Origin of the sequence: Micromonospora sp. WMMD1082 (assembly GCF_029626175.1) — a bacterium.
In the GTDB taxonomy this organism is placed as follows: Bacteria; Actinomycetota; Actinomycetes; order Mycobacteriales; family Micromonosporaceae; genus Micromonospora.
In genome coordinates this window covers 6,648,561-6,673,794 of sequence record NZ_JARUBM010000002.1, presented here as the reverse complement: position 1 = coordinate 6,673,794, position 25,234 = coordinate 6,648,561, and the positions used below count along the sequence as shown (strand labels likewise).

Below are 25,234 nucleotides of genomic sequence, written 5' to 3'. Positions count from 1 at the left end.
GCGAGTCATCCCGCCACCGCCAGGGCTTCGGTGGGGGCGAGGCGGGAGGCCCGGATCGCCGGATAGAGGCCGGCCACGCCGCCGATGAGCAGTGTCGCGGCGACGCCGCCGACCGTCGCCCAGGCCGGCACCACGGTCGGCCAGCCCTGGGAGAGCGCGTACCCGGACGTCACCAGGATGCCGAGCAGCACCCCGCCGGTCCCGCCGAGCGCTGACAGCAGCAGCGACTCGGCGAGGAACTGGGTGCGGATCTGTCCCCGGGTGGCGCCGAGCGAGCGACGCAGGCCGATCTCGGCCCGCCGTTCCAGAACCGAGATGACCATGGTGTTGGCCACCCCGACGCCGCCGACCAACAACGCCACCGCGCCGAGACCGAGCAGCAGCGCGGTGAAGGTCTCGTCGGTGGCCTGGGCGGCGGCCAGCGCGTCCGACGGGCGGGAGACGTCCACCTCGTTGGGCGCCTCCGGATTGGCGGTCGACCCGAGCACGGCCCGGACGGCCTCGACCTGGCTGGCCTCCGCGCGGGCGTAGACGGTGGTCGGATGGCCGTCGAAGCCCAGGTGGCCGGCGGCGACATCCCAGCCGACGAGGGCCGAGCTGTCCAGCTCCGGCGCGAGCGGTGCCGGGACGAGGATGCCCACCACGCTGAACCAGCGGCCACCCAGCCACACCTGGACATCAGGCCCGGCGGCCAGGAGTCCGAGCCGCTCGGCGGCGGTCGCGCCGAGCACCACCGCCGGATACCGCGCGGTGGCCTCGTTGAGCCAGGTGCCGCTCGCCACCTCGGCACCGACCGTGTCCAGCAGCCCGAGCTGCGCCGCCCGGACGGCGACGCCACCGGTCTCCGCCGCCGGGATGAGGTCGGTGCGGTAGACCTTCGCGTCGGCGACCTGACCGGTGGCCGTCACCTGGGCCACCGGCCCGATCCGGCCGATCATCGCCACCGCCTCGTGCGGAAGCTGGGCGTCCCCGCCGAAGAAGGTCCGGCCCGGTGACACGGTCAGCAGGTTGGTACCGAGGGCGGCGAGGGTGCGGTCCAGCTCGGCTCGGGACGACGCCGAGATGCCGACCACGGCGATCATGGCGGCGATGCCGATGGCGATGCCCAGCGCGGAGAGAAACGCCCGCAGCGGCCGGGTCCGTAGCCCGACACCGCCCACCCGCACGACATCGGCGGGAGGCATCCGTGCCGGGGAGAGCGGAGCCGGCCGGTCCGGTGTACGTACGGTCATCTCAGCTCACCCCGCTCGACGCGGGCCGCGAGTCGGCGCGCAGCCGCCCGTCGCGCATCTGCACCTGGCGCGGCAGGCTGTCGGCGATCTCCCGGTCGTGCGTGATCACGACAACCGTGGTGCCGGCCCGGTGGAGTTCGTGCAGCACGTCGAGCACGGCCGTCCCGGAGCTGGTGTCGAGGTTGCCCGTCGGTTCGTCGGCGAGCAGTATGGCGGGTTCGCCGACGACCGCGCGGGCCACCGCGACCCGCTGCCGTTCGCCGCCGGAGAGTTCGTGCGGCCGGTGGCCGAGCCGGTGGCCGAGGCCGACGCGGTGCAGTGCGGCCTGCGCGCGTCGCCGCCGTTCCCGGCGGGGTACGCCGGCATACAGCAGGCCGTCCGCCACGTTGTCGACCACCGGTACGCCGGGGGCCAGGTGGAACTGCTGGAACACGAAGCCGATCCGGGTGGCGCGTAGTGCGGAGAGTCGCCGGTCGGACAGCCGCGCCACGTCGTGACCGTCGATCAGCACGGTGCCCGAGCTGGGGCGGTCCAGCGTGCCGATGACGTTGAGCATGGTCGACTTGCCGGAGCCGGACGGCCCGACGATGGCCACCAGTTCGCCGTAGCCGACCCGCAGCGACACCTCCGCGAGCGCGACCACTCCGCCGGCGTACCGCTTGCTGACCCGGTCGAGCACGACCACGTCCCCGGTCATCGCGGCATCCCGACGGTGCTGCCCTCGGTGACGCCGTCGCCGCTGACCTCGACCCGGCCGTCGGCGAACAGCCCGGTGGTGACGGCGACGATCCGGCTCGACCCTCCGTCGAGGACCTCCAGCCCGTAGCCCCCCTCGGCCAGTGCCAGCAGCGCGGCCACCGGGACGGTCAGCACGTCGGCGCGTTCGCTGACGGTGAAGGTCACACTGGCGGACGCCCGGTCGAACTCGGCCAGGGCCTGCTGGTCGGAGACGGTGACGGTGACCTCGATCTTCGTTTCCGCTTCAGACTCACCGGCCGCGCCCGCCGCACCGCTGCGGATGACCGTCTCGACCGTGTTCACCTTCCCCGCCACCCGCCGACCGTCCGGCAGCGTGACCTCGACCGCCGCACCGCGCTCGGCGAGTCGCTGGTCGTCGACGTCGAGTTCGGCGGTGACCAGCCGGTCGGTACCGGTGTACCTGAGCACCGCCTGACCGGGCTGGACGGCCGCACCCACATCGAGCTGGTGACTCTCCACCCGGACCGGACCGTCGGCGTACCCGATCCGGCCCAGCTCGACGCGGCCGGTCTCGGGCACGCCGAGGTCGTCCTGCCACGCCCGGACCGCGTCGGCGGTGGCCCACGTGTACGTGCCGTCGACGGTGAAGCCGGAATAGCCGAGCTTCCTCAGGTTCCGCTCCAGCTGTTCGACGTCCGGCCCCTCGACGCCGGGCTGGAGCGTCCGGTAGGCGGGCAGCCGGCCGTACAGGAGGATCACCGGGTCGTTGTCGACGGCGTAGAGTGGCTTGCCGCGCGACACGGTGGCGCCGGTGTCCGGCAGCGCGGTGAGCGTGCCGGACAGGCGGCTGGTGGCGGTCCGGCTGGGCCCGTACCCCAACTCGCCGTCGACGGTCTCCGCGGCGGCGAGGGTCTGCCGGGTGACGGTGGCGCTGGCGGGAGGTGCGGAGCGCGCCTCGGCGTCGTCGCCAGCACCACCACCGAAGCCGACCGCCGCGGCCACGCCGGCCCCGGTGACGAGCAGCAGCGCCACGCTGCCGACCGCCGCGGGCAGACGGGTACGGCGGGTCATCGATCGCCTCCGAACTGTGGCGCGTGCTGCCGGCACTTTTCCATCGCCGTGCGGAACGTGGGGTCGTCCGGGTTGATCCGGAGGGCGTCCCGCGAGATCTGGATCCGGCCGTCCGGGGCCGGGTCCGGGAAGTCCGGTACGCCGTTCTCCCGCATGCACCTGGCCATCACCCGCATCTGTTCGAGTTGCTCGGCGTCGAGCTGTGGCGGCTGTCCGCCGTTGGGCAGCAGGTGACGGCACTTCTCCATGCCCGCCTCGACCTGCTTCGGGTCGACGCTGCCGTCGAAGCGGAACATCGGCCCGTTACCGGCCTCCGGATCGGGCATGTCCACGCCGTTCTCTCGCATGCAGCGGGCGAAGTCCAGCTGCCGTTCGGCATCACTGCCCCCGGTGCCGGTGCCGGTGCCGCCCGCCGAGGCGGAGGGCGTTGCCGCGGTGTCGCCGGCCGTGGCCACGCCGGTACCGCCGTCGTCCCGACTGGCGCAACCGGCCAGCGCGAGCGCGAGCAGTACGGGGAGCATCAGAGTTCTCCGTCGCATCGTCGATGTCCTTTCCGGTCATCCGGCGGCCTTCGCCGGACCGTCCGCCCGGCTGCTGCGGCCGGACGACCGGACCAGTCCACGGCAGGGTCCGTATCGGGGGCGTAACCGATCACGTTTACGCGGGCGTTATCCCCGGTCGCGGCACCATTGGCGGATGCGAGTGCTGGTGGTGGAGGACGAGGACGTGCTGGCGGACGCCATCGCGGAGTGGCTGCGCCGGGAGGCGTTCGCGGTCGACGTGGCGTACGACGGTGACGCCGCGCTGGAGCGGCTGGGCGTCCACGAGTACGCGGTGGTCGTGCTCGACCGGGACCTGCCGGTGGTGCACGGCGACGACGTGTGCCGGGCGATCGTCGACTCCGGCGGCGAGACGCGGGTGCTGATGCTCACCGCCGCCGCGGCGGTACGCGAGCGGGTGTCCGGTCTCGCCCTCGGCGCGGACGACTATCTGGTGAAACCGTTCGCGCTCGTGGAGCTGGCCGCGCGGGTGCACGCGCTGACCCGCCGGTCCCGCCCGGCGGCACCTCCGACGCTGCACCGCGCGGGTATCACGCTGGACCCGGGTCGTCGCGAGGTGCACCGCGACGGCCGGTACGTGCCGCTGTCCCGCAAGGAGTTCGCGGTGCTGGCCGAGCTGCTGCGTGCCGACGGTGCGGTGGTCTCCGCCGAGGAACTGCTGGAACGGGCCTGGGACGAGCACATCGACCCGTTCACCAACGTGGTCCGGGTCACCATGATGAAGCTGCGGCGCAAGCTCGGCGACCCGCCGGTGATCGAGACCGTGCCGGGAGTGGGGTATGCGATCCGGTGAAGCGGCTGACTCTGCGGGCCCGCCTCACCCTGGTCTACGGCGGCCTCTTCCTCCTCGCCGGCATCGTCCTGCTCGGTGTCACGTACGTGCTGGTGGACCAGCGGATGCCGCAGCCGTTCCGGGTCGAGCCGGATCGGGCCGCGGTGGTCACCCGCACCCCGCCGGGCGAGCAGGACTTCGACAAGATCCGCATGCTGATCCAGGACGTGCAGAGCGAGGCGAAGCGCAATGCGCTGGAGTCGCTGCTCACCCAGGGCGGCTTCGCGTTGGTGGTGGTCTCGGCGGCGGCTGTCGCGATCGGCTGGCTGATCGCCGGCCGGGCGCTGCAGCCCCTGCACCAGATCACGGGGACGGCCCGCCGGATCGCGGGCGCGGGCTCCGCCGGCCGAGGGCTGCACGAGCGGATCGCGCTGACCGGCCCCCGCGACGAGGTACGCGAACTCGCCGACACGTTCGACCAGATGCTGGAACGGCTGGACCGGTCCTTCGACGGACAGCGACGGTTCGTGGCGAACGCCTCGCACGAACTGCGAACGCCGCTGGCGCTGAACCGGGCGCTGGTGGAACTGGCGGTCAGCCGGCCGGACGCGCCGACCGATCTGCGCCGCCTCGGCGAGGCGCTGCTGTCGGTGAACGAGCGGCACGAGCGGCTGATCGACGGCCTGCTCACGCTCGCCGACTCGGAGAGCGAGCTGACCGAGCGTACCCAGGTCGACCTGGCCGAGATCGCCGCCCACGTGATCGACCAGGCCGGCGCGGCGTTCCCCGGCGTCCCGGTGCGCCGGTCGCTGGGCCCGGCCCGGGCGGCCGGCGATCCGGTACTGCTGGAGCGGCTGACGTTCAATCTGGTGGAGAACGCGTTGCGGCACAACGTGCCGGTGCAGGGCTGGGTGGAGGTGCGGACCGGGGTGGTCGCCGGACGCCCCACGCTGGTCGTGGTCAACACCGGCCCGGTGATCCCGAGCTACGACGTGGAGACGATGTTCCAGCCGTTCCGGCGGCTGAGCCGGGAGCGGGTGGCCGGTACGCGGGGCTTCGGGCTCGGGCTGTCGATCGTGCGGGCGGTGGCCCGGGCGCACGGCGGCGTCGCCGAGGCCGCACCGCGTCCGGAGGGTGGCCTGTCCGTCACGGTGACGCTGCCGCCGTCCTGACCGTCCACGACAGTAGAGATGGCCTGGGACGGCTTTGTTCCGACCACCACCAGGTGGGCGATTGGGTATGGTGAGCCAGAACTATCCGATTAGCCGGTATTGCCCATAGTGTGCCGTGTTCGCCGAAGGTGCGGACGGATAGGTCGGCGCACCGTGAGCCCCACCAACAGCCTTAGGTGGTGTGGAGGTGACGCGATGGCTGGTGCTGGCGCTGGCGGCGGCGTCCCTCCTCGGGCTGGGCGGATGCGCCGCCGACCCACCCACGCCGCCGCCCGAGGTCGTCGACGGTGACGTCCAGCGCGGCCTCCGGTTGATCGAGCACTACGGCTGCGGCACCTGTCACGCGGTGCCCGGGGTGCCGGGTGCCGAGGGTCAGGTCGGTCCACCGCTGGCTGGGATCGGCAACCGTTCCTATCTCGGCGGACGGCTGACCAACAACGCGACGAACATGCAGCGGTGGATGCGGAACCCGCAGGAGGTGGATCCGGGCACGGCGATGCCGGATCTGGGTGTGACGGAGGCCGACGCCCTCGATCTCACCGCCTTCCTGTTCACGCTCAAGTGACGTCTCCGACCGGGAAGGAGGGCCAGGTGGCGGCCACCGCGTGGGGCGACAGCACCCCGGTCCGGCGAGCCGTGCGGTGGGGTCGCCTGGCCGCGGTCGTCGCCGCCTGCCTCTTCGGCCTGCCGTCGGCGATCCCGGTGACCCCGGCGACCCCCACGATCTCGCCGCCGATGTCCGCGCGGGCGGCGGCGTTGCCCCTGGCGCCGCAGGACACGGACCAGGCCGCGCTGCTGTACTTCCGGGACTGCGCCGCCTGCCACGGTCAACGGGGCGCCGGCACCGCGCAGGGGCCGTCGATCACCGACGCGGGCGCGGCCTCGGTGGACTTCCAGCTCAGCACGGGACGGATGCCGCCGGCCTCACCGCGGGACGAACGCCGCCGCTCGGAACCGGCCTACGGCCCGGAGGACCTCGACGCGTTGGTGCGCTATGTCGCGGGCTTCGGTGACGGACCACCGATCCCGCAGGTCGGGCCGGGCGACCTGGGCACCGGCCGGGTGCTGTACCTGGCCAACTGCGCCGCCTGCCACTCGGCGACCGGCACCGGCGGGATGCTGTCGGGCGGCCGGATCGCACCGAGCCTCCTGGGGGCGACCGCCGTCCAGGTCGCGGAGGCCGTCCGGGTCGGACCCGGAGCGATGCCCGTGTACCCGGAGTCCCTGCTGGACGCCGAGGACGTGAACGCCGTCGTCGCGTACGTGGAGGCGCTGCAGAACAGGCGGCAGGACCTGGATCCGGGTGGGCTGGCGCTGGGCCGGATCGGTCCGCTCCACGAGGGTGTGGTCGCGGTCGCCGCCGCCGCGCTGCTGTTCGTGTTGCTGGCGCGCTGGCTGGCCCGCCGCGAGCCCATGGGCGGGCGCAGATGAGCGGGGGGCGGGGATGAGCCGGGAGCGGGGCACCGCGTCGGTGGCCGTGCTGTTCGGCGTCGCCGCCGCCTCGGCGGCCGGCTTCGCCACGGCGTACGTCGTGGACGCCGGGACGCAGTGGCTGGGCGTCACGCTGGGCCTGGCACTCGTCTGCCTGGCCCACGGGCTGTCGCTCTGGGCGCGACGGTTCCTGCCCACCGGAGGGTACGTCGAGGCCAAACCCGAACTGGGGACGAGGACGCCGACACTGCCGCCTCCCGTGATCCATGAGGAGACCCCGGCGGCACAGGTCGGGCTGCGCCGTCTGCTCGTCGCCACCGTCGGCGTCCTGGGCCTCGCCGCGCTGTTTCCGCTGCGGTCGCTGGTGGGTCCACGGATGACCGCGCCGAACCGGGAGTTGCGGAGCACCCCGTGGCAGGCGGGGCGCCGGTTGCTCGACAACCGCGACGCACCGGTACGGGCCGACGACGTGGGCCCCGACAGCATCGTCGTGGTCTACCCCGAGGATCACCGCGAGGCGCCCGGAGCGCCGGCGTTCGTCGTACGGCTCGCACCGGAGGGCGAGGGCACCGGCCCGTCCGGCGCCGCCGGGCTGGCGGCGTACTCGCTGCTCTGCACGCACGCCGGATGCCCGGTGGGACAGTACGAGCCGGACGCCGGTCGGGTCTTCTGCCCGTGCCACCAGTCGGCGTTCGACCTGCGGGCCGGCGCGCGACCGGTGAGCGGGCCGGCCGCTCGCCCGTTGCCGTCGTTGCCGATCGAGGTCGACGCCGACGGTCGGCTACGCGCCGCGGGCGGCCTCAGCGCGGCGCCCGGCCCGGGATACTGGAGCCGGTCGTGATCACCCCCCGGCTGGTCCGCGCGCTGGACTCGCGGCTCGGTGTCCGACCCGTGGCGCGCAAGACGCTGACCAAGGTGTTTCCGGACCATTGGTCGTTCATGCTGGGCGAGATCGCCCTGTACTCGTTCGTGGTGCTGGTGCTCACCGGCGTCTTCCTCACCTTCTTCTTCGTGCCCAGCGGCGCCGAGACGACGTACCGGGGCAACTACGCCCCGCTCGACGGCGCGCAGGTGTCCTCGGCCTTCGCCTCGACCGTGGCGCTCAGCTTCGACGTACCGGCCGGGCTGCTCATGCGGCAGACGCATCACTGGGCCGCGTCGATCTTCGTGGCGGCGATCGCCGCGCACCTGATCCGGGTCTTCTTCACCGGCGCCTTCCGCCGCCCCCGGGAGATGAACTGGGTGGTGGGCGTGGCCCTGCTGGTGCTGGTCCTGATCACCAGCTTCGTCGGCTACTCGATCTCCGGCGACCTGTATGCCGGCACCGGGCTGCGGATCGCCTACTCGGTGGTCGAATCCGTCCCGGTGATCGGCGCCTGGCTGGCCTACCTGCTCTTCGGCGGCGAGTATCCCAACGAGCTCCTGGTGCCGCGGCTCTTCGTCGCGCACGTGTTGCTCATCCCCGCGCTGCTGGTCGGCCTGATCTCGCTGCACATGGCGATCCTGATCCGGCAGCGGCACACCCAGTTTCCCGGCCCCGGCCACACCGAGCGCAACGTGGTCGGCTCCCGGCTGTGGCCCGGCCACGCCGCCCGCACCGTGGCCCTGTTCGGCTACGTGGCCGGCGCCGCCGTCCTCCTGGGCGGGCTGGTGCAGATCGATGCGATCTGGTTCTACGGCCCCTACGACCCGGCCCAGGCCACCACACCGGCGACGGCCGACTGGTACCTGGCCTGGACCGACGGGCTGCTGCGGCTCTTCCCGCCGCTGGAGTTCCGGATCTTCGGGTACCTGGTGCCGGCACAGTTCCCACCCGGCGCCACCCTCGTCGTCGCGGCCGTCGCGTTGGCCGCGTGGCCGTTCCTGGAGTCCCGGCTCTCCGGCGACCGAGCGCCGCGCCACCTGCTCGACCGGCCGCGCGAGCACCCGGTGCGCGTCGGTGTCGGTGTCGCCGCGCTGACGGCCCTGGTCGTGCTGAGCGCGGGCGCGTCCAACGACGTCATCGCGCGGATGCTGAACACGCCGGTCACCGACGTCACGTCGTTCCTGCGGATCCTGGTGGTGACGCTGCCCTGGATCACCGGCGCGGCGGCGTACTGGGTCGCCAGGGCGCTGCGGGACCGGCCGGAGTCGACACTCGGCTCGCTGAGCCTGTCCGAGCTGCGCTCCGCCCGCCGGCCGTCGCGGTCCGGCCGCCCCGGCAGGCGCGACAGCTCCGACAGGCCCGGCAGGCCCGACGGCCCCGGCCCGCCGGAGGACGCGCACGTGGAACTGTGGCACCACGCCGACGACTGCTGGCGTTGGCGGTACGTCGCGCAACGTGGCGCCGTCAGTCTGATCAGCACCGACTCGTACCCCGACCGGCGGTCCGCCGTCGCGGCGGCCAGCACCGCGTACCCGGGGCTGCGCGTCGAGGAGGTGCTCGCACCGGCCGTCGTCGGCGCGGCGCCGCCGGGTCGGGACAGGCCGCGCGGTCTGACGGGACTCCTCGGCCTGGTCGCGCTGTTCGTCGTCGGGCGCCGCCGGGCCCGTCGGGCGCCGCGCGAGGAACAGCGCGAGGAGGTACGGGTTGACTGAGCGACTCCCGCCCGGCGCGCGCGGGCCGACCGGCGCCGGGGGTACGACCCGGTCCGGTCGCGCGTTCGGTCTGGGCGCGCTCCTCGTCGTGGCGGCACCCGCGCTCACCGGGTGCGGGCCCGAGCGCACGATGCTGTCCCCGGTGAGCACCGACGCCGGCCGCGCCGCCGACCTGTGGTGGCTGATGTTCTGGATCGGTGCGGTCATCTGGACGCTGGTGACCGCCGCGACCCTCTACGCGCTCTACCGCCGTGGGCGAGGCCAGCAGGATCCGCTGGCCCGTCGACGCTGGGAGAACACCCCGCTCATCTGGGGCGGGATCGTGCTGCCGAGCATCGTGCTCGTCCTCGTCACCGGGGTGACCGTCGACGCGATGCGGCGTACCGACCACCGGGCCGGGCCGGGCACCATGGTCGTGCAGGTCATCGGGCACCAGTGGTGGTGGGAGGTGCGGTACCCGGAGCGGGACGTGGTCACCGCCAACGAGGTGCGCGTGCCGGCCGGCCGGCCGGTGCGGATCGAGCTGACCACCGCCGACGTCATCCACAGCTTCTGGGTGCCGGCGCTCGCCGGGAAGGTCGACCTGATCCCGGGCCGGACCAACACGCTGTGGATCAACACCGACCGGCCGGGTGTCTACGAGGGGCAGTGCGCCGAGTTCTGCGGCCTCCAGCACGCCAGGATGCGCTTCCGGGTCGTGGTGGCACCGGAGCCGACGTTCCGGCAGTGGCTCGCCGGGCAGGAGCAGCCGGCCACGGAACCGGCCGACGAGCTGGCCGTACGCGGCCGGGAGGTGTTCCTCTCCGCGTCCTGCGTCCACTGCCACAGCATTCGCGGCACCGCCGAGGTCGGTGCCAGCGGGCCCGACCTGACCCACCTGGCCAGCCGCGACACGCTGGCCGCCGGCATCATGCCCAACACGAAGGGACATCTGGGCGGCTGGATCGTCGACCCACAACAGGTCAAGCCCGGAGCCCGGATGCCGGGCAGCGACCTGTCACCCGATGACCTCCAGGCGCTGCTCGCCTACCTCGGCTCTCTCGAGTAGGCGGCGCCATGTCCCTCACCACGGGTCTGCCCGACGCCGCCACCGGCGACCAGCCCGGCTTCGCCGCCCTGTGGCGCAACCCGCGCGGCATCTGGGGCAGTCTCTCGGCGGTCAGTCACAAGCCGCTGGGCGGCCGGTTCATGATCACGGCGGGCGTGTTCTTCCTCGTCGGGGGCGTCGAGGCGCTGCTGATGCGCGTCCAGCTGGCCCGACCGGAGAACCGGTTCCTCGACGCACAGACCTACAACGACCTGTTCACCATGCACGGCACCACGATGATGTTCCTGTTCGTGGTGCCGTTCATCGAGGGCCTGGCCAACTACCTGCTGCCGGTCCAACTCGGCGCCCGCGACCAGCCCTTCCCCCGGTTCAACGCGTTCAACTACTGGTGCTACCTGTTCGGCGGCATCCTGCTGTACAGCAGCTTCGCGGCGGCGGCCGTACCGGACGCGGGCTGGTTCGCCTACGTGCCGCTGAGCAGCGACCCCTACTCACCCGGCCCGGGGATGGACTTCTGGCTGTGGGGGCTGGCGCTGGTCGAGTTGTCCGGCATCGGCGCCGCGGTGGAGATCCTGGTGCTGACCCTGCGGATGCGGGCACCCGGCATGTCCCTGGCCCGGATGCCGCTGTTCGGCTGGGCGATGATGACCGCGTCCGGGCTGATCCTGCTGGCGTTCCCGCCGCTGCTGATCGCGACCGGCATGCTGGAGTTCGACCGGCTGCTCGGTGCCTCGTTCTTCGTGGTCGACAAGGGCGGCAGCGCGCTGCTGTGGCAGCACCTCTTCTGGATCTTCGGCCATCCGGAGGTCTACATCATGTTCCTACCCGCCGCCGGAATCGTGTCCCAGGTGGTGCAGGTGCACGCCCGCCAGCGGCTGATCGGCTACCCGTTCGTGGTGCTGGCGTTCGTGCTGACCGCCGTGATCAGCCTCGGCCTCTGGGTCCACCACATGTACACCACCGGGCTACCGCCGCTGACCATGAGCTTCTTCACCGCCGCGAGCATGACGATCGCGATCGCCAGCGGCATCCAGGTCCTGGCCTGGGTGGCCACGATCTGGCTGGGCCGGCCCCGGTTCACGGTGGCGATGTTGTTCGTCGTCGGGTTCATCGTGACCTTCGTCGCCGGCGGCATCACCGGTGTGATGGTCGCGTCGGTACCGTTCGACGAGCAGGTGCACGACACCTACTTCGTCGTGGCCCACTTCCACTACGTGCTGATCGGCGGCGTGGTCTTCCCGCTGCTCGCCGCCCTCTACCACTGGCTGCCCAAGATGACCGGTCGCCGGCTGCACCATCGGGCGGGCGTGCTCGCCTTCGCGCTGGTGTTCGTCGGCTTCCACCTGACGTTCTTCCCGATGCACCTGGCCGGCATGTGGGGCATGGTGCGCCGCGTCTACACCTACGACACCGACCTGGGCATCGGCGGTGTCAACCTGCTGTCGACGGTGGGCGCGTTCCTGCTGGCGACCGGCGTGCTGGTGTTCGTCATCGACCTCGCCGTCGCGTGGCGGCGCGGTGCCCCCGCCGGGCCCGACCCGTGGGGCGGGGACGGCCTGGAGTGGTCCGTGCCGGCACCGCCACCGCCGGAGAACTTCGCCCGGATCCCGCAGGTCGGCGGCCGCTACCCGGGCTGGCAACCCGCCGCCGACGCCGACGAGCGGACGCGGGCGTTCGACCGGGCCCCGGGAGGCTTCCGGGCCACCCCGACGACCAGCGTCCTGCTGGCCGAGCCCGAGGCCACCGTGCACCTGCCCGGTCCCACCCGCTGGCCGCTCGTCCCGGCGCTGGGGCTGGTGGCCACCGCCGCCGCCCTGGTGTTCCAGGCGTACCCGATCGCGGTGGGAGCCCTGGTGGTCGTCGCCGTCGGGTTCGCCGGCTGGTTGCGCCGCAACGAGGCCGAGCGGTCACCGGAGCGGGCCGGCGTCCAGATCGGCGGCCTGCCGGTGGACGTGCACGGCGTGCGCTCCGTCGGCTGGTGGGGCGCGATGGCGGCGATCGCCGTGCTGGCCACCGCCGGTGGCACGATCCTGGCCTCGTACCAGTTCCTCCAGGTCACTGCCACCGGCTGGCCGCCGGCGCTGCCGCAGCGCCCCGGCGCGGTGCTGCCGGCGGGCCTGCTCGCGGCCCTCGTCCTGGCGGCCGGCGGTGCCCTCTGGCTGTGCACCCGCGCCGAGATCCACCGCCGGACGGCGCTGGTCGTGCTGACGGTCGTGGCGGTGGCCGGTGTGACGGCCGGCGGGTTGACGGTCGGTACGTACGTCGCCGCGCCGCCGGTGCCCTCCCGGCACGCGTACGACTCGATGGTCCTGCTCGTGCTGGTGTTCCAGGCGGCCCTGGTGCTCGTGGCGCTGCTGGCGACCGGGCTCGCCTGTCTGCGCTCGGCGCGGGGTGGGCCGCCCGGGCGTGTCCGGTTGCTCATCCAGATCTGCGCCGGCTACTGGTCGCTCACCGCCGTCTGGTGGGCGCTGGCCGCCGGTTCCCTCTATACCGCGCTGGTCGGCTAGGAGGCGCCGTGCGACGGGACCGGCGCGACGCGTACGCCATCGCCTTCGTCCTGCTCGGACCGGCCGTGGCCTGGCTGGTCGCGCTGGCGGCGAGCTACGCCGTCGCGGACGCCGGCTGCACCCTGCGCGATAGCGGGCGGCCGTTTCCCGTGAACGTGCCCGTCACCATCCTCGCGCTCAACGTCGTGCTGGCCGCGGTGCCCGTGGTCGCGGGACGGGTGGCGTGGCGGCTGTTCCGGCGCCCCCGCGGTCGCGACCCGGTCGTCCGCACCGAGACGACCCGCTTCGCCGGCGTCGCGGGGATCGGTCTCGCGGTGATCTTCCTGTTCGGACTGGTCCTGGTCGCGATCAACCCGCTGTTCTTCTGGCACTGCGGCTGAGCCCGGTGGCGGTCCGGCGGCGGGCGGTGCTGGTGGTGCCAATGATGCCTAAATCGGAGAAATGCCCCCTATGGCTCCCGGGTTGGGTAATCCTGGCCTGGACGCGTCGGTGAGGAGAGGGACCGCCATGACTCAGCTGCACCGCATCCTCGGCCTAGGCGCGGTGTGCGCGGCGGCGACCGCGATCGTCCTGGCGGCCACCGCACCCCCGGACGCCGTGCAGGGCGAGGCGCAGCGGCTGATGTACGTCCACGTGCCCGCGGCCTGGACGGCCTACCTCGCCTTCACCGGCGTGCTGGTGGCCAGCGCGGCATACCTGCGAACCGGCCGGCGGCGTTGGGATCGGTGGGCGACGGCCTGCGCGGAACTCGGGGTCGGCATGATGGCGCTGGCCATCGCGTTGGGCAGCATCTGGGGCCGGGTCACCTGGGGCATCTGGTGGACCTGGGACGCACGGCTCGTGTCGGCCGCCGGGCTGCTGCTGGTCTACCTCGGATACCTGTCGGCTCGCGAGTTGGGCAGTGACCCCGACCGGATCGCGCGCCGCGCCGCCGTGCTCGGCATCCTCGCCTTCGTCATGGTGCCGGTGGTGCACTTCTCCGTCTTCTGGTGGCGCACCCTGCACCAGTCACCGACGCTGCTCGGGCCCGATCCGAGGCCACCGATCGCCGCGTCCATGGCGGTCACCCTGGCCGGCGCGGTGCTCGCCTTCACCCTCGCCGGAGCGTGGGTGGTCACCCGGCGCGTGGCCCGCCTGGCCGAGGCCGTCGCCCGGCCACCGGCGCCGGATCGTACGGCGCCGCTCGCCGAGCCGGCGCAGCCGCCCGCCGTCAGGACCGGGCCGCCACCCGCCGACCAGCGCACCGAGGTGCCCGCGTGACCGCCTGGCTCGCCGTCGCGGCGGGGTACGGCCTGACCGTCGCGGTCTGGGCCGGCTACGCGTGGTGGTCGGGACGGGGACGGACATGAGCCGCGCCCGGGTGACCGCCGTGGCGGTGCTCTGCCTGGTGGCCGTCGGTCTGGCCGGGCTCGCCGCCAAGGGGTTGAGCGAGAGCGTGGTCTACTACCGGACACCGTCCGAGATCGTCGCCGGCCAGGCCCGGGTGCACCACGACCTGCGGGTCGCCGGCACCGTCGTGCCCGGCTCCGTCCACCAGGCCGGTACGGAGACGAGGCTGCGGCTGACCGACGGCACCGCCGACATCGAGGTCGTCCACCGGGGCGGGCTGCCCGGCATGTTCGGCGAGGGACGCGGCGCCGTCGTAGAGGGGCTGCTGGGCGCCGACGGGATCCTGCACGCCGAGCGCGTCATCGCCAACCACGACAACGAGTACCGCCCCGCCGCCGACCGATGAGCGTGTCGTTGGTGGGTACCGCCTGTCTCGGTCTGGGGACGGTCGCCTCGCTGGCCGCCACTGTGGGGTGGGTGGCGCGGTCCCGCGACGGGCGACGCCGGGCGCCGCGCGCCGCGACCTGGGCGCTCGCCCTCGCGGCCCTGGCGGCCTTCCTGATCCTGGAGTGGGCGCTGCTCGACCGGGACTTCAGCGTGCGGTACGTTGCCGAGCACGGCGGTCGGGACGTGCCGCTGTACTACACCCTGACCAGCCTGTGGAGCGCCCTGGAAGGCTCGCTGGTGCTCTGGTTGCTGGTGCTGGGTGCCGTCGTGGTGCTGGCGTTCCGGCATCCCCCGAGGACCGAACCGCACCTGCACCCACCGGCGATGGCGGTGCTCACCGCGACCGCCGCGTTCTTCTTCGGCCTGGTGCTGCTCGCCGGCAACCCCTTCGAATCGGTGGCGACGGTGCCGCCGGACGGGCCGGGACCGAATCCGCTGCTGCGCAGCCATCCCGCCATGGGCGTGCACCCGCCCCTGCTCTACGCCGGTTACGTCGGGCTGGCGGTGCCGTTCGCGTACGCGATCGCGGCTCTGGTGACCGGCCGGGCCGGCGCGGGCTGGGCGCGGACGGTCCGCCGGTGGACGTTGCTGGGCTGGGCGGCCCTCACCGCCGGCATCGCGGTCGGCGCGTGGTGGTCGTACGCCGTCCTCGGCTGGGGCGGCTACTGGGCGTGGGATCCGGTGGAGAACGCCTCGCTGCTGCCCTGGTTGACCGCCACCGCGTTGCTGCACTCGCTGCTGGCCCGGCGGCGCGGCGGGGGCCTCACCGGGTGGACGGTCTGCCTGGCCGCCCTGACCTTCTCCCTGGTGATCCTCGGTACCTTCCTCACCCGCTCCGGCGTGGTCGGCAGCGTGCACGCCTTCACCCAGTCCGGCGTCGGGCCGCCGCTGCTGGCCTTCCTCGCCGCCGTCACGGTCGGCTGGCTGGTCCTGCTCGCCCTGCGCGGCGACCGCCTGACGGCCCGGGCGGCGGGGGCGGACCGGGCGGCGGGGACAGAGCGAGCGGCGGGGGAGGTGCGGCCGGCCGGTGCGTCGCGGCCCTGGCCCCTGCTGTCGCGGCGCGGCGCGCTCGTCGGCAACAACCTGCTCCTCGCCGCGGTCGCGGCCACCGTCGGTGTCGGCACGCTGTTTCCCACCGTCCGGCAGTTGGTCTCGGGTGCGGAGTCGACGGTCGGCCCGGTGTACTACAACCGGGCGCTGGCCCCGCTGGCCCTGGCCGTCCTGGCCCTGATGGCGGTCGGCCCGCTGCTGGCCTGGCGCGCGGACCCGCCCGTGCGGATCGCCCGCCGGCTCGCCACGCCCGCGATCAGCGCCGGCCTGGTCGCCGGTCTGGTGGGCCTGAGCGGAGATCACCGGCCGGCCGTGGTGGTGGTGTGCGGCCTGGCCGCGTTCATCGCCGCGAACCTCGTCCACACGACGGCCGCGCGCCTGGCCGGCGCGGGCAGGCCCGGCGCGGACGGGGCCGGTGCGGACAGGGGCAGCGCGGGTGCGGGCGGCGTGGGCGGGCGCCGCTGGTGGCGGGTACTGCGGGGCAACCGGCGCAGCCTCGGCGCGCAGATCGCCCACCTGGCCGTGGCGATCGCGGCGGTGGCGGTCGTGGTCTCCGGTGCAGACCCGCCCGCCGAGCAGCGGGAGATCGCCATCGACGGCACGGCGACGGTGCGCGGGGTGACGATCCGACTGGTCGGGTTGGACTCGCGGGTGACCCCGGGACAGGAGCGGGCGACCGCCCGCCTGGAGGTCGATGCCGGCGGCGGCGCGCCGCGCCGCGCGTCCCCGACGCTGGCGCTCCTCCCCGACCACGGGATGGTCGTGGCCACCCCGGCGATCGACACGGGGCTGCGTAGGGACGTGTACATCACCCTCCTCGCCGCCGACCCGCAGGCGGGTACGGCGCTGCTGCGGGTATCCGTCAATCGCCTGATCGGGGTGCTGTGGTGCGCGGCCGGACTGCTGCTGGTCGGCACTGCCCTGGCCGGCTGGCCGCGACGGCGGACCCCGATCAGGCCCGCCGAGCAGGCCGCCGGCCCGGGGAGCCGGGTGCCGGTGGGGGAGGCGAGCCGGTGACCCGCCCGCCGGTGGCCCGTCGTGCCGTGCTCGTCGCGGCGGCGGCCGCCGCCGGGCTGGTCGCCACCGTGCCGCTGGCCCACGCCCTGCGACCCGGGGCCGCCACCCGGGCCGCACCGGCGGACCGCGCCGCGCCCCCGCTGGCCGGCACCGGGCCGGACGGGACCTTCTTCGACCTGACCACGCTGCACGGGCAGGTCATCGTCGTCACCGTCTGGGCGTCCTGGTGCGCACCCTGCCGCCGGGAGTTCCCGGTGCTGCTCGCCGCGCTGGAGCGGTGGCATGGGGCGGGGCTGCGCGTGGTCGGTCTCAACACCGCCGACCGGCCGGAGAGCGCGCGCCGGTTCCTGCGGGAGGCGGGTGCGCAGGCGATGCCCGTGGTGTCCGACCAGGACGGGCGGCACGCGGTGGCCTGGGCCGCCCGGGGTGTTCCCGAGACCATCGTCGTCGACCGGGGTGGCCTGGTCGCGGCCCGGCACCAGGGAGAGGTGACGTGGGCATGGTTGCAGTCCTCGGTCGAACCCCTCCTCGCGTGAGGCGGATTCTGCACGGGCTGCTGGCCGTCGCCGCGCTGCTGCTGTTCGCCGCCGGGCTGAGCCGGGCGGCCCGGGTCGGGCCGGAACCCGGTGACGAGGACGCGCGGGTACGCGCCATCGCCGCCACCGTCCGGTGCCCGGAGTGCGTCGGGGAGTCCGCGGCCGACTCGCAGGCCCCGATGGCCCGAGGCATCCGCGAGACCATCCGCGAGCAGGTCCGGGCCGGGCGGGAGCGGGACGAGATCCAGCGGTGGTTCGTCGACCGGTACGGGCCGGGCATCCTCCTCGAACCGCCCGCCCGAGGGCTGGGGCTGCTGCTGTGGTGGTTGCCGGTGGCGTTCGTGCCGGTGACCCTCGCCGCGCTCGCGGTACGGTCCGCGCTCCGCCGCTCCCGGCGGGGGAGGGCCGCCGCCCGCGCGCCCGCCCGGCAGGTGATTCCCCCGGGCCGGTCACGCCGGGGTGCCGTGGTGCTGGCGGTGGCCGTCGCGGTGGCCGTCGTCCTGCCCGTCGGGATCGTGATGGCCGCCGGTGGCGCGGACCCGGCCGCGCCGACGACTGGGGACGCCACCGTGGACGCGGAACTCGACGCCCTGGCCGCCGCCACCCGCGCCGCCCCGGACGACGCGGGGAGTTGGTTCTCCCTGGGCCGCGCATTGGAACACCGGGGGAGGCTGGCGGAGGCGGCCGGGGCCTACGAGCGGGCGGTCGGGCTGGACCCGGAGGATCCGGCGGCGATGTTCCGGCTCGCCTTCGCCCACGCCCGCGCCGGCGACCCGGACCGGGCCCGTCCGCTGCTGCGGGAGATCCTGACCCGCGACGGGCGGCACGCCGAGGCGCTGCTGCTGCTCGGCATGCTGCAACACGAGGCGGGGCAGCCGGATGCTGACGGGACGTTGCGCCGCTTCCTCGACGTGGCCGGCGACCATCCCGCCGCCACCGGGGTACGCCGGCTGCTCGACGGCGCCCGATGATCCGCCCGTGCCCGATGACGTGCGCGCGCCGACGCTGACGGTGGAGCCCGTCGTCCTGGCCCACGTCACCGGGGCCACCTCCTGGTGGTGGGCGGATCCGGCGACGATGCTGGCCCTGATCGTCACCGGGCTGCTGTACGCACAGGGGCGCCGCGCCCTGGCCACCCACCGGTCACGGGAGGTGCTGCTGCCGCGCTGGCGCGTCCGCTGCTTCCACGCCGGGCTCCTGGTGCTGGTGGCCGCCCTGGCGGGGCCGGTCGACGCGGTGGCCGGCGAGCTGTTCTGGGTGCACATGGTGCAGCACCAGCTGCTCGCGCTGGTGGCGCCGCCGCTGTTGATCCTGGGCCGGTCCGGCCTGGTGATCGGCGGCGCGCTGCCGAGGCCGGTGCGCCGGATCCTGCTTCCCGGCCGATGGCTGCCCCGGGCGTTGCGCTCCGGCGCGGTGGCCGCCGCCGGGGCGGCGGCGGTGCACGCCGGCACCTGGTGGCTGTGGCACCTGCCCGGTCCGTACGAGGCGGCGCTGCGGTCGGACGCCGCCCACGTCGCCGAACACGTGCTCTTCCTCGGCAGCGGCGCGGTGCTCTGGTCGGTCACGCTGCGGCGCCGGCCGCGCGTCGGCCTGCCGGTCGCGCTGCTGTCGGTGGTGGCCGCGATGCTGCCCACCTCGGCGCTCGCGGCGCTGCTCACGTTCAGCACCAGGTCGTGGTACGACGGCCACCACGCCGCCGACTGGGGTCTGACGCCGCTGGAGGATCAGCAGCTGGGCGGGGCGTTGATGTGGTTCCCCGGCTCGTTGAGCTACCTGGCCGTCGCCGCGGTGATCGTGTTCCGGGGGCTGACACCGCCGCCTGCACCGCCGTGTCCACCGCCGACGGCGGGCGCCGGGCGCCGCCCGGTGGACCTGGCCGCCGGTCAGGAAGCGGGGGCGGGGCCGGTCGAGTCGCGTACCACCAGCAGGTGACCGGTCGGCCGGCGCCGGGGCCGGGCCGCCCGTGGTTTGAGGGCGAGATTGAGTGCCATCCGGCCCATGTCGGTCATCGGCAGCCGGATGGTGGTGAGGCTGGGCGCGAGGTCGGCGGCGACCGAGACGTCGTCGAAACCGACGACCGACATCCGCTCGGGCACCGCGATGCGGTGCGCGCGCAGCGTGGACAGCACCCCGATCGCCATCGTGTCGTTGAGGGCGATGATCGCGGTCGTCTCCGGGTGGTCGCAGAGGATCTGCTCGGCGGCCATCCGGCCGCCGGCGCGGGTGAAGTCGCCGTGGACGACGGGGATGCTCGCCAGGGAGAGCCCGCGCTGGCGCAGCGCGGCCGAGACGCCGGCGAGCCGGTCGGCGATGGTGGTGAGCCCCTCCTTGCCGGCCGCGATCGCGATGCGGCGGTGCCCGAGATCCAGCAGGTGCCCGGCGAGCGCCCGGCTGCCGGCCTCGTTGTCGGGGACGACCGCGTCGACGCCGAGGGCGTGCCGGCCGATGACCGCGACCCGGCCGCCCTGCTTCTGGAACTCCGACAGCTCGGCCCGCGCCTCGGCCTCCACCCGGGGGTCGTTGTAGCCGGAGCCGGCGACGAGGATGATGCCCACCCGCTGCGCGATGAGGTGGCGCAGTTGCCGCAGCTCGGCGTCGGGGTCGCGGCCGGAGTGGCAGATCTGCACCAGCAGCCCCTCCTGGCCGGCGATCTCGATGACCCCGCTGGCGATCTCCGCGAAGTAGGGGTCGTCCACCTGGTGCACGACCAGACCCACAGTGGAGCTGGCGCCGCCGGCGAGGGTGCGGGCGTACGGGTTGGCGACGTACCCGAGTTCCCGGGCGACCTGCCGTACGCGACCGGCGACCTCCTCGCTGACGCCTTCGCGGCCGGCGAGGGCGCGGGACGCGGTCGCCAGCGAGACCCCGGCGCGTTCGGCCACGTCGATGAGGCGAAGCCTGGTGCCAGGCTTGGGCATCGGCAACTCTCCTGAAACATCCATGTCATCCGACTATTGCCAGTGACGTCGGGCACAGCCTAGGCTACGTAAGCGCTTTCGTAAGCGCTTCCGTCCCGGCAAAGGAGCGTACGGGATGACAACCCGTTATAAGCGAATCCAGTGGATGACAGCCCTCGGCGCGACGTTGACCCTCGCGCTGGGTGCCTGCGGTGGTGGCGGCGGCGGTTCGACCGCCGGCGACGGGCCGATCGTGATCGGCATCTCCCTCCCGCTGACCGGAGACTTCTCCGAGCCCGGCAAGGGGGTCCAGCGCGGGTACGAGGCCTGGGCAAAGATCACCAACGACAACGGTGGCCTGCTGGGCCGCCAGGTCGAACTGAAGATCCTCGACGACCAGTCCAACGCCGACCGGGTGGTCGCCGACTACGAGCAGCTCATCGGGCAGGACCAGGTCGACCTGGTGGTCGGCCCGTTCTCCACCCGCCTCGTGGTGCCGGCGGCCCGGGTCGCCGAGGAGTACGGCATGCTCTTCGTCGAGCCCGCGGGCGCGGCGAAGGAGGTCTTCGAGCAGGGGTTCAAGAACCTCTTCTACGCCGCCCCCGCGGTGGCCGACGACCACTACAACCACCTGGCCGAGTACATTCTCGCGCTGCCGGAGGGCCAACGGCCGGCCACCGCCGCGTACGCCGCCATGGACGATCCCTTCGCGCAGGGCACGGCGTACGGCTTGAAGGAGAAGCTGGAGGCCGGCGGTGTCCGCACCCTGGTCGACGAGGTCTACCCGCCCAACACCACCGACTTCGGCAGCATCGCGGCGAAGATCGCCGCCTCCCGGGCGGACATCGTGGTGGGCGGCTCGCAGTACCAGGACGGCGTGAACCTGATCGTCGCCCTGCAACAACTGCAGTACCAGCCGAAGCTCGCCGCCTTCTCGACCGCGCCGACGAACCCCGAGTTCGCCGCCGCGATCGGCAACAAGACCGAGGGGATCCTGGCGCCGACCGGCTACGCGCAGGACGCGCCGTACCCGAGCAACCGGGAGTTCGTCGAGAAGTACACCGCGCAGTTCGGCTCGCCGCCGGAGGAGGACGAGGCCAACGCCTACACGACCGGTCAGGTCGTCGCGGCGGCGGTCACCGCGGTCGGCTGCGCCGAGCAGGGGGAGTGCCAGCAGAAGCTGGTCGACTGGGTACGCGGCAACACCGTCGAGACGGTGGTCGGCCCGCTCTCCTGGGACGACACGGGCAAGCCGACGGGCGCCCACATGATCCAGCAGTGGCTGGGCGGCGAGATCAAGATCGTGCTGCCGGCCGAGGCCAAGGAGGCCGACCTGCTCTACCCGAAGCCGGCCTGGTAGGCGCCGATGCCCTCGGGTCCTCTGCTCCTCCAGAGCGTGATCCTGGGTCTGCTGCTGGGAGGGCTCTACGCCCTCCTGGCGGCCGGCCTGACCCTCTACTTCGGCATCATGCGGGTCGTGATGATCGCCCACTCGGCGTTCCTCATCCTCGCCGCCTACCTCGCCTGGTGGTCGCACACCCGGCTGGGCATCGACCCGCTGCTGTCGATGATCGTCACGGTGCCGCTCTTCTTCGGCTTCGGGGTGCTGCTGCAACGCGGGCTGCTGGCCCGGCTGCGACCGGCCACCCTGACCATGATGTCGGTGCTGCTGACGTTCGCGATCGCGGTCACCATCGAGGGGCTGCTCGGGTACGCGTTCACCGGCACCCAGCGGCGCATCCAGCTCGGCTACGGCTCGGCGAGCCTCGGCCTCTTCGGGGCCCGGATCGCGGTCGTCAAGCTGATCGCCTTCGGCCTCGCGGCCATCGCCCTGCTCACCCTCTACCTGCTGATGAAGAAGACGTCGTTCGGCTGGGCGCTGCGGGCGACCATCCAGCACCGCGACGCCGCGCGGCTGGTCGGCATCGAGACCGAACGGATCGCCGGGTACGGCTTCGGCATCGGCCTGGCCACGGCCGCGGTGGGCGGCACCGCGCTGGCCCTGGACACCACCATCTACCCGTCCCTGCACTGGCACTGGATCGGCCCGCTGATGGCCATCATCGTGGTGGGCGGCCTCGGCAGCGTGCCCGGAGCGGCCATCGCCGCCATGGTGCTCGGCCTGGCGCAGAGCCTGTTGCAGATCCCGCTGGGTACGACCTGGGCGCAGACGGTCTTCTATCTCGCCCTCTTCGCGACCCTGGCCTTCCGGCCACAAGGATTCTTCGGAGGTCGCCTTGCCCAGCGCTTCTGAGCAGTCGACGGCCGACCCGGGCACCCCGGTCAGCACGGCCGCACCCGCCAGCACGGCCAGCACGGCCAACCCGATCGGCCGCGGCCTCCGCGTGGTGGCGGTCGTCGTGCTCGCGGCCGCGGTGCTCTCGTTCCCCTCGCTGGCACCCAACCCGTACATCCTCTCCGCGGGCATCGTGGTGCTGAACTACGCCGTGCTCTCCACGTCGTGGAACTTCGTCGGCGGGTTCACCGGCTACATCTCCCTCGGCCACGGTGCCCTGGCCGGGCTGGGCGCCTACGGCACCGCGCTGCTGGTCACCAAGGCCGGGCTGCCGAGCTTCGTGGCCCTGGCGGTCTCGGCACTGCTGGTGGCGGCGCTGGCGGTGCCGATCGGCGTCGCCGCGCTGCGGGTACGGGGCGCCTCGTTCGTGATCGTCTCCATCGCGCTGGTACTGATCCTGCTGCTGGTCTTCCAGAGCTGGGCCGCCCTGACCGGCGGGTCGCGGGGGCTGGTCGTGCCGCGACCGTTCCCCGGGCTGCTGCGCCCCGAGCACCACCGGGTCTTCTACTTCCTCTTCGCCGCGCTGCTCGGCCTCGCCCTGCTGGCCTGGTGGCTCATCGACCGCTCCCGGTTCGGTCTCGGACTCAAGGCGATCCGCGAGGACGAGGACAAGGCGGAGGCGCTGGGCACCCCGACCTTCGCGTACAAGCTGGTGGTCTTCGTGGTCTCGGCCGGTTTCACCGGCCTGGCCGGCGGGCTCTACGCGCTCTGGTTCGGCGACCTCGACCCGGTCTTCCAGTTCTCCATCCTCACCGGCTCCTACATGGTGCTGATGGCGTTGCTCGGCGGCGTCCGGCACCTGTTCGGCCCGCTGGTCGGCGCCGTGGTGGTCGGCGTCGCCCTGGAGTACTTCAAGGTGGAGTTCGGCGACACGCAGCTGCACCTGGTCGCGACCGGGCTGCTGCTCGCGCTGGTCGTGCTCTTCATGCCCGACGGGGTGCTGCCGGCCATCGGCGGCGTGCTCAACCGGGTGTTCCGGCCGGCGCAGAACTCGATCCGTGAGGTCACCGCCGCGCAGTTGCGGGACCAGCGGGCCGAGACGGCGCCGGAGCGCGAGCCGGTCGACGCCGGCCACGCCACCGGCGGCAGGGAGGGAACCCCATGACCGAGGTACGCAGCCTGACGACCGAGGGCCTGACCAAGGCGTTCGGCGGCGTGGTGGCCATCGACGCCGCCACCGTCGAGTTCCGGCACGGCCAGGTCAACGCGCTGATCGGGCCGAACGGGTCGGGCAAGACCACGTTCTTCAACTGCGTCACCGGGATGATCCGGCCGGACAGCGGGCGGACGACCTACCGGGGGCGGGACATCACCGGCAGGGCGCCGCACGCCATCGTCCGCGCCGGCATCGGCCGCACCTTCCAGCTGTGCCGGGTGTTCCCCCGGATGACCGCGCTGGACAACGTGCTCGCGGCCGTCCGCCCGGCCGGCCTGCTCGGCCAGCTGCGGGGGGCCCGCGCCCGGGCGGAGGTGGACCAGGCCCGGGGCTGGCTCACCCGCCTGGGCATCGAACACCTGGCCGACGTGGAGGCACGCAACATGTCGTGGGGCCAGCAGAAGCTGCTGGAACTCGCCGGCGTGCTGATGAGCGGCCCGGAGACCGTGCTGCTCGACGAGCCGGCCGGTGGCGTGAACCCGGCGCTGCTGGACCGGATCGGCACCCTGGTCCGCGAGCTGAACGCCGAGGGGAGAACCTTCGTGATCGTCGAGCACAACATGGACCTGGTGATGAGCGTCAGCGACCACATCGTGGTGTTCGACCGGGGCCGCCCGATCGCCGAGGGCCCGCCGTCGCTCATCCGCTCCGACGAACGCGTGCTGGGGGCATACCTTGGCGTCTGAGATCGAACTCGTCGACATCCAGGCCGGCTACGGGCGCGCCGCGCCGGTGCTGCGCGGCCTGACCGTCTCGGTGCCCGCGGGCACGATCGTCTGCCTCGTCGGTCCCAACGGCGCCGGCAAGTCGACCGTCCTGAAGGTCGCCAGCGGGCTGCTCAGGCCCCGCTCCGGGCGGATTCTCGTCGGAGGCGTGGACGTCACCGGCCAGGGGCCGCAGCGGATGCTCGCCTCCGGCGTCGCGCACGTCCTACAGGGGCACAGCGTGTTCCGGGAGATGACGGTGGCGGAGAACGTCCTGCTGGGCGGCTACACGCTGAAGGACAAGGCGCTCATCGCCGAGCGGACGGCCTTCGTCCGGGACCTCTTCCCGGTGGTCGCGCAGCGCTGGGAGTCGCTCGCCGGGCTGCTCTCCGGCGGCCAGCAGAAGCAGGTCGAGTTCGCCCGGTCCCTGATGGTCGACCCCAAGGTCGTGCTGCTGGACGAGCCGTCGATGGGCCTGGACCCGAAGGCGACCAGCACCGTGTTCGAACAGGTGGTGCGGATGCGCGACGCCGGCACGGCGGTGCTGCTCGTGGAGCAGAACGCCCGGCGGGCGCTGGAGACGGCCGACCTCGGGTGCGTGCTCGACCTCGGGCGCGTACACATCTCCGGGCCGGCGGCCCAGCTGCTGGCCGATCCCCAACTCGGCGAGCTGTACCTCGGCGGCCGGCCCGCCGAGCCCACCGCCCCATCCCCGCGAAACGAGGTGTAGCGC

At 73.4% G+C, this 25,234-nt stretch carries 25 protein-coding genes; 20 read left to right on the top strand and 5 right to left on the bottom strand.

Annotated elements, in window-relative coordinates:
* Positions 1 to 5: 5 nt before the first annotated feature.
* The 4 genes from O7615_RS30700 to O7615_RS30685 are packed head-to-tail and all read right to left on the bottom strand — an operon-like array spanning position 6 to position 3,541.
* Positions 6 to 1,232 (bottom strand): ABC transporter permease, encoded by a 1,227-nt coding sequence (locus O7615_RS30700; protein WP_278181284.1) that lies wholly within the window; start codon positions 1,230 to 1,232, stop codon positions 6 to 8.
* Position 1,233: 1 nt separating this feature from the next.
* Complete coding sequence (locus O7615_RS30695) at positions 1,234 to 1,929, bottom strand: ABC transporter ATP-binding protein (protein WP_278181283.1); 696 nt, start codon at positions 1,927 to 1,929, stop codon at positions 1,234 to 1,236.
* Positions 1,926 to 3,002, bottom strand: a complete 1,077-nt coding sequence (locus tag O7615_RS30690) for a peptidoglycan-binding protein (protein ID WP_278181282.1) — start codon at positions 3,000 to 3,002, stop codon at positions 1,926 to 1,928. Before O7615_RS30690 ends, O7615_RS30695 begins: the two co-directional genes overlap by 4 nt.
* Entirely contained in the window at positions 2,999 to 3,541 is a 543-nt protein-coding gene (locus O7615_RS30685) for a hypothetical protein (protein ID WP_278181281.1), read from the bottom strand. The genes O7615_RS30690 and O7615_RS30685 overlap by 4 nt, the downstream gene beginning before the upstream one ends.
* 157 nt (positions 3,542 to 3,698) lie before the next feature.
* On the opposite strand from O7615_RS30685, the gene O7615_RS30680 reads away from it, so the two are divergent.
* From O7615_RS30680 to O7615_RS30610, 15 genes are all read left to right on the top strand, one after another.
* Entirely contained in the window at positions 3,699 to 4,355 is a 657-nt protein-coding gene (locus O7615_RS30680) for a response regulator transcription factor (RefSeq protein ID WP_278181280.1), read from the top strand.
* A complete protein-coding gene (locus O7615_RS30675; RefSeq protein WP_278181279.1) occupies positions 4,352 to 5,506 on the top strand; it encodes a HAMP domain-containing sensor histidine kinase in 1,155 nt (384 codons plus the stop codon). Before O7615_RS30680 ends, O7615_RS30675 begins: the two co-directional genes overlap by 4 nt.
* Positions 5,507 to 5,693: 187 nt before the next feature.
* Positions 5,694 to 6,071 carry a c-type cytochrome gene (locus tag O7615_RS30670; protein WP_278181278.1) on the top strand — a complete coding sequence of 126 codons (378 nt, stop codon included), beginning with the start codon at positions 5,694 to 5,696 and terminating at the stop codon, positions 6,069 to 6,071.
* 26 nt (positions 6,072 to 6,097) lie between these two features.
* Positions 6,098 to 6,937, top strand: a complete 840-nt coding sequence (locus O7615_RS30665; RefSeq protein ID WP_278181277.1) for a c-type cytochrome — start codon at positions 6,098 to 6,100, stop codon at positions 6,935 to 6,937.
* Between the two features lie 13 nt (positions 6,938 to 6,950).
* On the top strand, positions 6,951 to 7,778 hold the full coding sequence (locus O7615_RS30660; RefSeq protein WP_278181276.1) for a Rieske 2Fe-2S domain-containing protein: 828 nt from the start codon (positions 6,951 to 6,953) through the stop codon (positions 7,776 to 7,778).
* Complete coding sequence (locus O7615_RS30655; protein WP_278181275.1) at positions 7,775 to 9,514, top strand: ubiquinol-cytochrome c reductase cytochrome b subunit; 1,740 nt, start codon at positions 7,775 to 7,777, stop codon at positions 9,512 to 9,514. The genes O7615_RS30660 and O7615_RS30655 overlap by 4 nt, the downstream gene beginning before the upstream one ends.
* Positions 9,507 to 10,562 carry a cytochrome c oxidase subunit II gene (gene coxB, locus O7615_RS30650; RefSeq protein WP_278181274.1) on the top strand — a complete coding sequence of 352 codons (1,056 nt, stop codon included), beginning with the start codon at positions 9,507 to 9,509 and terminating at the stop codon, positions 10,560 to 10,562. The genes O7615_RS30655 and coxB overlap by 8 nt, the downstream gene beginning before the upstream one ends.
* An 8-nt stretch (positions 10,563 to 10,570) precedes the next feature.
* Positions 10,571 to 13,069 (top strand): cytochrome c oxidase subunit I, encoded by a 2,499-nt coding sequence (gene ctaD, locus O7615_RS30645; RefSeq protein ID WP_278181273.1) that lies wholly within the window; start codon positions 10,571 to 10,573, stop codon positions 13,067 to 13,069.
* Positions 13,070 to 13,077: 8 nt separating this feature from the next.
* Positions 13,078 to 13,449: a hypothetical protein gene (locus tag O7615_RS30640; protein WP_278181272.1), complete on the top strand. Its 372-nt coding sequence runs from the start codon at positions 13,078 to 13,080 to the stop codon at positions 13,447 to 13,449.
* A gap of 127 nt (positions 13,450 to 13,576) precedes the next feature.
* Positions 13,577 to 14,329, top strand: coding sequence for a cytochrome c biogenesis protein CcsA (ccsA, locus tag O7615_RS30635; protein ID WP_278181271.1), 753 nt, complete (start codon positions 13,577 to 13,579; stop codon positions 14,327 to 14,329).
* 85 nt (positions 14,330 to 14,414) lie between these two features.
* On the top strand, positions 14,415 to 14,804 hold the full coding sequence (locus O7615_RS30630) for a cytochrome c maturation protein CcmE (protein ID WP_278181270.1): 390 nt from the start codon (positions 14,415 to 14,417) through the stop codon (positions 14,802 to 14,804).
* 11 nt (positions 14,805 to 14,815) lie between these two features.
* Complete coding sequence (locus O7615_RS30625) at positions 14,816 to 16,912, top strand: cytochrome c-type biogenesis CcmF C-terminal domain-containing protein (RefSeq protein WP_278181269.1); 2,097 nt, start codon at positions 14,816 to 14,818, stop codon at positions 16,910 to 16,912.
* Positions 16,909 to 17,448, top strand: coding sequence for a redoxin domain-containing protein (locus O7615_RS30620; protein WP_278181268.1), 540 nt, complete (start codon positions 16,909 to 16,911; stop codon positions 17,446 to 17,448). The genes O7615_RS30625 and O7615_RS30620 overlap by 4 nt, the downstream gene beginning before the upstream one ends.
* Positions 17,445 to 18,419 (top strand): cytochrome c-type biogenesis protein CcmH, encoded by a 975-nt coding sequence (locus tag O7615_RS30615; RefSeq protein ID WP_278181267.1) that lies wholly within the window; start codon positions 17,445 to 17,447, stop codon positions 18,417 to 18,419. The genes O7615_RS30620 and O7615_RS30615 overlap by 4 nt, the downstream gene beginning before the upstream one ends.
* Before the next feature lie 7 nt (positions 18,420 to 18,426).
* A complete protein-coding gene (locus O7615_RS30610; RefSeq protein WP_278181266.1) occupies positions 18,427 to 19,380 on the top strand; it encodes a cytochrome c oxidase assembly protein in 954 nt (317 codons plus the stop codon).
* Here the strand turns inward: O7615_RS30610 and O7615_RS30605 are convergent.
* Complete coding sequence (locus O7615_RS30605) at positions 19,332 to 20,366, bottom strand: LacI family DNA-binding transcriptional regulator (RefSeq protein WP_278181265.1); 1,035 nt, start codon at positions 20,364 to 20,366, stop codon at positions 19,332 to 19,334. The genes O7615_RS30610 and O7615_RS30605 overlap by 49 nt on opposite strands.
* A gap of 115 nt (positions 20,367 to 20,481) precedes the next feature.
* Between O7615_RS30605 and O7615_RS30600 the strand changes: the two genes are divergently transcribed.
* The 5 genes from O7615_RS30600 to O7615_RS30580 are packed head-to-tail and all read left to right on the top strand — an operon-like array spanning position 20,482 to position 25,231.
* The gene (locus O7615_RS30600; protein WP_278181264.1) at positions 20,482 to 21,705 is read left to right on the top strand and encodes an amino acid ABC transporter substrate-binding protein; all 1,224 of its coding nucleotides are present in this window, start codon (positions 20,482 to 20,484) and stop codon (positions 21,703 to 21,705) included.
* Positions 21,706 to 21,711: 6 nt separating this feature from the next.
* On the top strand, positions 21,712 to 22,599 hold the full coding sequence (locus O7615_RS30595; protein WP_278181263.1) for a branched-chain amino acid ABC transporter permease: 888 nt from the start codon (positions 21,712 to 21,714) through the stop codon (positions 22,597 to 22,599).
* A complete protein-coding gene (locus O7615_RS30590; RefSeq protein ID WP_278181262.1) occupies positions 22,583 to 23,746 on the top strand; it encodes a branched-chain amino acid ABC transporter permease in 1,164 nt (387 codons plus the stop codon). Before O7615_RS30595 ends, O7615_RS30590 begins: the two co-directional genes overlap by 17 nt.
* Positions 23,743 to 24,483, top strand: a complete 741-nt coding sequence (locus O7615_RS30585; protein WP_278181261.1) for an ABC transporter ATP-binding protein — start codon at positions 23,743 to 23,745, stop codon at positions 24,481 to 24,483. Before O7615_RS30590 ends, O7615_RS30585 begins: the two co-directional genes overlap by 4 nt.
* Positions 24,473 to 25,231, top strand: a complete 759-nt coding sequence (locus tag O7615_RS30580) for an ABC transporter ATP-binding protein (RefSeq protein WP_278181260.1) — start codon at positions 24,473 to 24,475, stop codon at positions 25,229 to 25,231. Before O7615_RS30585 ends, O7615_RS30580 begins: the two co-directional genes overlap by 11 nt.
* Positions 25,232 to 25,234: the final 3 nt, after the last annotated feature.

What these genes read in the sequence shown, in the direction of transcription:
- O7615_RS30700 (WP_278181284.1), bottom strand. Translation starts at nt 1,232, where the DNA reads ATGACCGTACGTACACCGGACCGGCCGGCTCCGCTCTCCCCGGCACGG.
- O7615_RS30695 (WP_278181283.1), bottom strand. Translation starts at nt 1,929, where the DNA reads ATGACCGGGGACGTGGTCGTGCTCGACCGGGTCAGCAAGCGGTACGCC.
- O7615_RS30690 (WP_278181282.1), bottom strand. Translation starts at nt 3,002, where the DNA reads ATGACCCGCCGTACCCGTCTGCCCGCGGCGGTCGGCAGCGTGGCGCTG.
- O7615_RS30685 (WP_278181281.1), bottom strand. Translation starts at nt 3,541, where the DNA reads ATGCGACGGAGAACTCTGATGCTCCCCGTACTGCTCGCGCTCGCGCTG.
- O7615_RS30680 (WP_278181280.1), top strand. Translation starts at nt 3,699, where the DNA reads ATGCGAGTGCTGGTGGTGGAGGACGAGGACGTGCTGGCGGACGCCATC.
- O7615_RS30660 (WP_278181276.1), top strand. Translation starts at nt 6,951, where the DNA reads ATGAGCCGGGAGCGGGGCACCGCGTCGGTGGCCGTGCTGTTCGGCGTC.
- ctaD (WP_278181273.1), top strand. Translation starts at nt 10,571, where the DNA reads ATGTCCCTCACCACGGGTCTGCCCGACGCCGCCACCGGCGACCAGCCC.
- ccsA (WP_278181271.1), top strand. Translation starts at nt 13,577, where the DNA reads ATGACTCAGCTGCACCGCATCCTCGGCCTAGGCGCGGTGTGCGCGGCG.
- O7615_RS30630 (WP_278181270.1), top strand. Translation starts at nt 14,415, where the DNA reads ATGAGCCGCGCCCGGGTGACCGCCGTGGCGGTGCTCTGCCTGGTGGCC.
- O7615_RS30605 (WP_278181265.1), bottom strand. Translation starts at nt 20,366, where the DNA reads ATGCCCAAGCCTGGCACCAGGCTTCGCCTCATCGACGTGGCCGAACGC.
- O7615_RS30600 (WP_278181264.1), top strand. Translation starts at nt 20,482, where the DNA reads ATGACAACCCGTTATAAGCGAATCCAGTGGATGACAGCCCTCGGCGCG.
- O7615_RS30595 (WP_278181263.1), top strand. Translation starts at nt 21,712, where the DNA reads ATGCCCTCGGGTCCTCTGCTCCTCCAGAGCGTGATCCTGGGTCTGCTG.
- O7615_RS30585 (WP_278181261.1), top strand. Translation starts at nt 23,743, where the DNA reads ATGACCGAGGTACGCAGCCTGACGACCGAGGGCCTGACCAAGGCGTTC.